At 62.8% G+C, this 8,145-nt stretch carries 4 protein-coding genes; 1 reads left to right on the top strand and 3 read right to left on the bottom strand.

Translation table 11 applies throughout. The features are described from left to right. Positions 1–281: 281 nt before the first annotated feature. Positions 282–2,081 (top strand): DEAD/DEAH box helicase, encoded by a 1,800-nt coding sequence (locus FLV34_RS38270; RefSeq protein ID WP_187280853.1) that lies wholly within the window; start codon positions 282–284, stop codon positions 2,079–2,081. A 48-nt stretch (positions 2,082–2,129) separates the two neighbouring features. Here FLV34_RS38270 and drmB read toward each other — a convergent pair whose 3' ends face one another. The 3 genes from drmB to FLV34_RS43555 form a co-directional block, all read right to left on the bottom strand. After that, on the bottom strand, positions 2,130–3,869 hold the full coding sequence (drmB, locus tag FLV34_RS38265) for a DUF1998 domain-containing protein (protein ID WP_147945487.1): 1,740 nt from the start codon (positions 3,867–3,869) through the stop codon (positions 2,130–2,132). Positions 3,870–3,871: 2 nt separating this feature from the next. Then, the gene (gene drmA / locus FLV34_RS38260; protein WP_147945486.1) at positions 3,872–7,801 is read right to left on the bottom strand and encodes a DISARM system helicase DrmA; all 3,930 of its coding nucleotides are present in this window, start codon (positions 7,799–7,801) and stop codon (positions 3,872–3,874) included. A 175-nt stretch (positions 7,802–7,976) separates the two neighbouring features. After that, positions 7,977–8,126 carry an integrase core domain-containing protein gene (locus FLV34_RS43555; RefSeq protein WP_369074152.1) on the bottom strand — a complete coding sequence of 50 codons (150 nt, stop codon included), beginning with the start codon at positions 8,124–8,126 and terminating at the stop codon, positions 7,977–7,979. Between the last annotated feature and the right edge of the window lie 19 nt (positions 8,127–8,145).

Raw genomic sequence — 8,145 nt, 5'->3', positions numbered from 1 at the left:
TGCGGACAGGACTCTCGACAAGCCCAATCCTCCCAGCTCAAAGGCACTTTTCTCATGTAAACGATCAAGCCCGCTCAAATTCGTCGCGAAAGCCCGAGGCTAGATTCCACGCGGGTTGGGATAAGAGTACCTAGCTTCTCGAACGCTTTTTCGATTACTTTCCTGTGATGTCACTGTGGGTGTTGCGTCGTTCTTGTGATGTAACTGTCGCAGGAATTGTCATACCTGTCCTATATAACGGTCCAACGGGGCAGTGCTGGGCCGTATTGCCAGGGAGAGGTATGAGGGTGGAAGTCTTCGGGCAGCTGAGCGACCATGATCGTGAGTGGGTTGTTCGTTACCTCAACGAGCGCCTCAGCGAGACTGATCTCCGCAACTTGGTCGACGAACTCGACAAGCCCAGGCGCGGCAGGCGAAAGCCGGTGGAGACGCTCGTCGTGGAGGCGGAGCGGCGTCCGGGTGTACGCGGACGACCTCCGACAAGACTTCCCAAGCATGAACTCGCCGAATACATCGTGGACCGGTACGGAGTCTCCCTCCTGGAGGGCTCCGAGAGAGCGCCTGTGAGACGTGCTCTTGCAGCACGAGCAACCAGCGAAGAACTCGACCTACTGCGTGAGCACCGGGCCGCGGAGTCGATCAGGGGTCCGCACGGCAAGGTTGTTGAAAGGATCGCGAAGGTCACCTGGCACGCTGGCAAGAGCTGGGCGCGCCACTTCGTCAAGACGCTCGGACTGCCTGCGGCCCTCGCCGGAATTCCCGGCTCTCCGCAGGAACCGTCCCTGCTTGTGGCGACTCCCTTCAAACCGCTAAACGACCTCGCCGACTTCCAGCGCGACCTTCGGGACCAGGCGCTCAAGGTCCTCAACGGGACCCAGGGTGAGAATCGGGCTGTGCTTACCCTTCCCACCGGGGCCGGCAAGACCCGGACTGCGGTTGAGAGTCTTGTCGCATGGCTGCTGCAGCACGAGCAGGATCAGAGTCCAGTGGTTCTCTGGGTTGCCCAAAGTGAAGAACTTTGCGAGCAGGCCGTGCAGGCATTCAATGAGGTGTGGATTGATTTAGGACATCGTGCGGCTCTGGACGTGCATGCGCCCCTGCGAGTCGCGCGCTTCTGGGGGAACTACGAGGTTCCCAAGCCGGAGGAGCGCCCACACGTGATGGTTGCGAGTATTCAGAAACTTCAATCCGTAGTGAAGGGAGAGGATTCGGAGGCTGAGAGCCTGTCGGACTTCAGGGAACTCAGCAGGAATATCGGAGTCGCGGTGGTCGACGAGGCACACAGGATCGGTGCTCCAAGTTACCGTCAGGTCCTGACCTTCCTGGGTGTCGACGTGTCCAAGGAAGGCCGCTCGAGCATTCCCCTTCTCGGACTGACCGCCACGCCGTTCCGAAGCGACGACACGGAAACCAAGAACATGGCGCAGATGTTCCACGGGCGTCTGCTCAAGGCCGAGTCGCTGGGAGCTGAACCCATCAAGGAGTTGCGTCGTCGCGGCGTGCTCTCCGAGGTGGACCACAGATTCGTGGAGCACGGCCAGAAGTTCGACCTGGGAAGCAGTCAGAAGTTCGTGGACCACTTCAACACTTTCCACGAGTTCCATCCCGGATTTCTTCAGTCGATCACCGAATCCCAGGAGAGGAACAAGGCGCTTGCCGAGGCGCTTCTGACCATTCCCGAGGAGTGGCCGACCCTGTTCTTCGGTTGCACCGTTGAGCACGCAGAGGCCATGTCGATCCTCCTGCGTCGGGCCAGGCGGTCCGCGGCCGTCATCACTGCTGACACTCGGGCGGCGACCAGGCGAGCACTGGTGGAGGAGTTCCGCAAGGGCAGAATCTCCGTGCTCTGTAACTACGGTGTCCTGACTACCGGATTTGACGCGCCAAAGGTTCGTGCACTGGTCATCGGTCGTCCCACGACCAGCAGGGTCCTTTATGCCCAGATGATCGGACGAGGAATGCGTGGCAGTGCATTCGGCGGGACTGATCGCTGCCTTGTGATCGATGTCAAGGACAACATCAGGTTCCATGGCGAGCAGGGGGAACTCGCGTACAACAAGTACACCGACTTCTACAAGTAACGGGGCCGGCGGCGGACGGGACGGCCCCGTCCGCCGCGGCGGCGAGATCTACGGGAGGTTCTCGGCCAGCAACAGCCTGTCCAAGCCGTGATTCCGATGCTCGCAAGAAGTCTCGGACGCCAAGAGACAGGAGAAACAGGCGGCACCTTCGGCGCCCGAACCGATTGCTTCCTCGCAGAGAGGGTCGTTGGAACACGTGTCCACGTCCCCAAGAGCGCGTCTGAGCACCCGGTCGAAGCGGTCAACCAGGGAGATCATTCCACCCATGGTTCCGTCTCCGCCAGGTTGAACGGTGTAGAGGAGCACTCCGCCGCCAGTGGCCTGCCCACTGTCGACGTTCAGGTAGACACGCTCTCGTATGGCTGCGGAGGAGTAGCCGGAGTCGACGGACAGCGCCCAGAGAAGCCGATGAGCAAGCGAGTGCCACCACACGTGCACCGGGTGCTTGGTAAGATCGTCTGGATCATCGGCCTGCGCGTGCAGAGCTTCCCACGAATGCAATCTGCTTCCTTCGAGGGTGAGGTGGGTATCCCCGAGATCAAGGAAGATACCCTCCCCGAAGAGTTCGACCCCCGGGTACCAAGTGGCCGTCCTCCTGGTGAACGCAGTGGGCACCACCGGCGCGTTCGGATCGAGTCGCCTGAAACCTCTTTGCACCATGACCATCCGGAGTCTGCTCACCGGAGTGACACGGAAGGTCACACGGTTGTTCGGACCGCGCACGCTCCGGACTTGGCTCCTGCGGACCTCGAACAGTGGGGTACCTCGACGTTCGTCTTCGTGATCGAGAACTGGTGCCCCGGACGTCGCTGCCTGCCGGAGACGTCGGAGTTCAGCGGCTCGGAAAGCCAGCTCGCCGACGGGTTGCTCGGCAAGGAGTTGGTCCACTGCGGCCTCGATCTCAGGCCACGGAGTGCGCGCAAGGTAGTCGATCTCATCAGCTGGGATGTTGGACTCCTTGGCTTCGGTGAGCAGTTCCTCCTGAGTGAGCCTGTCCAGGCGACGCAGGGTACGGATGCTGTGTAGCAGTGGTCCGTACCCGAGAATGTCATTAAGCCTTGCGGGGATGTCGAGGATGGTCAATGCGGTGACCAGATCTGCGATCCGGAGATTCGCCGATCCTCGCTGCACGATGAAGGCGTCGCGGCTGCAGGTGGATGACTCGGGGCGGGATCCGAGCTCGGGCTGGCGATCGCTGCACTTCCATGAGCGCCCGTAAGCGGTTCCGAAGTTCTCGGAGGCACCGCACGTCGGGCACGTTATCCGTACGAGCCGTAGCGCCCGTCCGCCCCCGTGCCAGTGGAAGTGCTTCGCCCCACAGGGCTTGGAGTGCAGGTGGACCACAGCGGACCATGGGACTTCATCAAGATGTCCACCCTCGCAGGCCATCACGAAGCGAATGGCCTCCTTGCCGCCCTTCTCGCGTCGTGCCCAGGTGGGCAGGGTCCCGCAATCGGGACACCCGTTGCCGATCTGGTAGAGGACATCGCGGCTCTTGTGCTGCGTGCAGAGCGCCCAGTAGGGAAGGCCGTCCGTGGGATAGATCTCCTCGTGCTCAGGCTCACCAATCTCAGCATTGGTGGGAATGCGGCAGATCTTCGCTCCTTCGAGAACGCCCTGCGACATCCGATCGTCCATGATCTCGAAGTCGTGCGGTTCGATGTTGTTCTTCCGGAACAGCTCGTCCACGGACTTCAGCACGACGGGGCCCGAAGGAGTTTCCACGATGCTACCGGGGCCGAAGGTCGTGATGAACTGGGAAGGGCGGATGGCCTGATACTTGGGCACGGTCACTTCCTCCCACTGATAGTCACGGTCGATTCGACTTCCCTGAGGGAGTTGGGGGCATTCTTGAACGCCTCACCGGTTCGCGCCACCTCGTGTGCGAGATCGCCCAGGACGACTGGCATGGAGGCTGTCCTGGTGACGGTTCCTTCGAAGTAGAGGAGCGAGTTGCCGTACGTGGCAGCGACCTCTTTCCACACGTCCAATTGAGCTCCTGCGTGTCCCGCTGTTTCGCCGGGCGCGGGTCGGCGCTGTTCGGGTTGCCGGTTGGCGCGCTGTTCGAGAAGTGCCGGCACGGATTCGACATCAGCGGATGTGCGCTCTTGGTCCATCGCTGAGGCACAGCAGTACCACCCGTTGACCAAGCGCTGCTGGATCCTCCAGCGCTCGTTGACCGGCACCACTCCGTCTGCCGTCGGGAGGAACCGCGCCTGTCGGAGAATGCTGACAGTCACCGGACCGAGAGCGCGGTCTCTCGCCCTGGGTGCGAACGGGTTCACCGTGACGGGTTCCACATGACGATAGAGGGTCGTGTGGTAGCCGGCGAAGTACTCGTAGTGGCTCAGATCCCTGGGGCGTGTGGACCGATAGAAGGTGACGACCAGGCCACCTCCAGACCGGCCCACTCGACCGGTGGCCTGGATGTATGCCGAGGTCGTCTTTGGCTGACCGTTCACGAACATCAGGCCCAGTCGATCGACGTCCACTCCGGTGCCGAACATCGATGTGGAGACCACCACGTTGACCGGTGTGCGTGGGTCACCGAGCTTGGATCCAAGATCGTCCAGCATCATGGGCAGGCTGAGCGAATCAGCACGGCTGGACAGTTCCATGGGATCGGCTTCCACGATCTCGCGGGGAGCGTCCGCCACGCTACTGAGACGTTGCTGAATGTCCTGCCGGACGAGGGCCACGGCTCCGGCGAGTTCCCGGATGGCATTGAAGTACCCCACAAGTGTCCAGAACGGATCGACGTCCCGCTCCTTGGACCCCGCTTCAAGCTGTTCGTAGGGTGTTTGTAGCAGTCGGGACCACGTACGAACGAGGGGCGTCTGAGCACCACGTCCAGGTGCCACGATGCCGACATACAGGCGTCCTGGCTGCTCGGTGTCCAGCGGGTGGCTGGGGGCGGTGCGGGAGAAGAACGAGTCGTCCGCGCTCACTCCCGGCGGAGGAAACACTGCCAGGTCGCGAGCGTAGAGGGACTCCACCTGCTCCTGAGCCTGCCGCACGGTCGCGGTGGACGCAACGTACTTCGGCCGGACCGGCGTCGAACCACGGGCCTCCGTGGCCAGGAGGTCGATGCCCGTCTCGTAAAGGCCGACCATGCTCCCCAGAGGACCCTCGATGAGATGGAGCTCGTCCTGGAGGATCAGCGCAGGCGGACGGAGCCCAGACACCGCCGGACTCTGGCCTGAGGACGGAACCTCTCGAGGTTTGTTGGGAAGCCCATCCGGGCCACCCGGTGCAGACCAGGATCGGAAGTATCCGAGATGTTCGTTGTACCGATCGACGTTGCCGAAGAGGGATCCAGCCCTGGGCTCGTATGCCAGCCGCGCGAACTTGTCCACAGTGGCTACCACAACTGAGGGCGTTCGGGCGTAGACCTGCTCGTCCACTGTGTAGGCAGGAATCGGGCATCGAACGGCATCGCCTGCCGCATTGCGGAAGGCTTCCGGAACGTCCCACGCTCCCGCGGGAGTTCTCTCGCTCCACGTCATGTCCTGGTTGAGTACGCAGTCATCGTTGGGGCAGAAGATCTCGAAGTCAACAGCTTTGGGCCTTGCCCGCCGGCCGACCCCCCAGTCGACTTCGCGGATGAAGTAGCCCGGGCGGGTTGCCCGAACGGGCGCCAGCTCCGCATGGGGACCGAACTTGCGCCTGACGTGCTCTACGAACCATGCCTCGACCTTTTCCGCTGCGACATCCCTGTCAGCGCTGAGCGTGATCGATACCGTCGCGTAGTTCGAACCCGTGTGGGGTGCCACGTTGACCGTGGAGACCCTGATGGGGTCCTGGGACAGATCTTCCGGAAGGACTTTGAGCCGGGCCACGTCGCTCATAACGACGTGCAGCGTGATTGGGCGGTCGTTGCCGCGGAGCCCCTCGGAGGGGAGGGCGAGAGGTGCCCGGCAGGCAGGGCAGTTGAGGATCTGGGCAGGGTCTCCGTCGCCACGCTTACCTTGGAGGATCGAGATCGCGCCGTGAACAACCTGAGGTTTCCCGTTTGCGTCCCTGTAGGTGAAGTCCAGCAGGTTGTTCGGCGTCACGCTACCGCCGACCCACAGACCGATCGAGAACCGCTGTTCGCCCCAGAGCAGGTCGTCCCGCTGGGCCGAGCCTTCTGGCCGCCAGCCTCGCCGCCCAGTCTGACCATGCACGCGCAGATACTCGCACGCCGTGACCAGGGTCAGCGCCCGCCTGTACTGCTGGATCGTCAGAAGCCGGAGGGTGTAGCGCGACAGAACCGTGACGCCCGCCCCACCGCAGGCACTTCCCTCGCGGCGGGCGCGGAGTCTGCGGTAGCCGAGGGTGAAGGCAGCGAGGCCAAGGTACGCCTCCGTCTTGCCACCGCCAGTTGGGAACCAGAGCAGGTCACAGATGTCCCTGTCCGGGTGTGCCTCGTCGACCATGGCACGCAGGTTGAGCAGTATGAAGGCGAGCTGGAAGGGGCGCCATGGATTGACCCGGCCCTTGCCCCATTCCGACTGTAGGGCGATCGCCCTGTTGGCAAAACCGAAAGCCAGGCGCGTGTCCTCGTCCGACTGGAGAAGATCGATACCGTCCCTGATCCGTGTCAGTGCCTGCCGGCATCGCTCGACATGGGCCGCAGCGACTCCCGGGGTGGCCGGAAGGCTGTTGACCCATCTCTCGTAGCTGTCCGCCAGTGGTATCAGGGCTCGACGGAGCGCGTTCCCGTCCGTGATTTCACTCAGTTTGATCGGATCTCGCTCCGGTGATGTACCTGCGTCTGTCGGCCACTCGGAACTCGGTGCGTTCACTGGTATGACGGGCACGTACTCGGAACGAACGTCTGCCGGAGAGAACTCCTCGAAGGCGCTTTTGTCGAATAGGTGTTGTCCGTCCGTCCAGACGAAGGGAGCTCCTCTACCTCGGTGACCCTGCGGATGCGGACGCTCTGGATCGACGGCTCGCCAGAGGGCGGAGCACAGGTGCCCGCGAGCGAGCGTCGGCCGGTCTTGATAGAGGAGGTCGAGACTCTCCTCCTCTGGATCACGGGACGGACGCTGCCGCTCCACGGGAACGATTGTTCCCTCGCGACAGAGGATACGGATCTGTGGCTGGAAGACGTGCTCCTGGCTTCGGGGCCGCCTTTGTTCGGACTGAGTGTCGTTGACGAGGAACAGGGAAACCTGCCACGTGCCCTGATGATCATGGCGGCTGCGGACACGAACTGACACGGCCGGATCGCTGTCGGGAGTAAGGGTGAGACTTTTCGAGCCGCACTTCACTGATCGCCAAATCTGCCCGTACGGCTGGCGGCGCCAGGATCCGGTAGCGCTGTCGTCGGTGTACCTGGCCCAGGTCACGCAGATATCGATCACCGGAGGACCCTCAGCCTCGATCGCCATTGAGATGCCCATCGAGGAGGGCCTCGTCATCGGATCGAGGTTCAGACTGGGCAGACCAGTGCCTGTGGTCGGCAGAGTCACGACGGATGACTCGGCGCCTTCGTCGTCATCCGCACCGGCACCACCGTCACCGCCCAACTCGTCGGCCGCGTCCAGCTCCGGTTCGGACACAGTCTTGGCCGGCGAAAGCACACCGATGATGTACTCGTCCAGAGGGTCCTCTTCGGCCGACATCACCTCGGTGGGACCACGTCGTGGGCCGAGCACCTCGGCCACGAGGGCTTCAACAAGTACGTCTCGTTCGCTCACCAGGTGATCCTTCGCCACGTTCTGGATGCTCACGAATCGATCCAGGCGCTGTTCGGGAATCGCTTGGACCGTTCGCGTGGATCGTATGGGGCAGGGCCGACAGTTCCTGTCCGGACCGCCATAGTGAGGCCAAAATGTGGCAGTGGGGCGTTGCGGGACGGCGCCGGGACAGCCGTACTGAACCGCGCCGAGTTTCGTGGAGGCCGGGTTAGCTGGCTGGGGTGAGGATAGCCGTGGCGGTTTGTGTTCGGTAGTGGGTCTCGAATTCGGCTGGTGGGAGGTCGTTGCAGGCGCTGTGGAGGCGCCGGTTGTTGTACCAGTCGACCCATTCCATGGTGGCGATCTCGACGTCGTCCAGGCCGTTCCACGGGCCGCGC

It is taken from the genome of Microbispora sp. CSR-4, assembly GCF_008033685.1.
Taxonomy (GTDB): Bacteria; Actinomycetota; Actinomycetes; order Streptosporangiales; family Streptosporangiaceae; genus Microbispora.
This window is presented reverse-complemented; position numbering and strand designations above follow the sequence as displayed.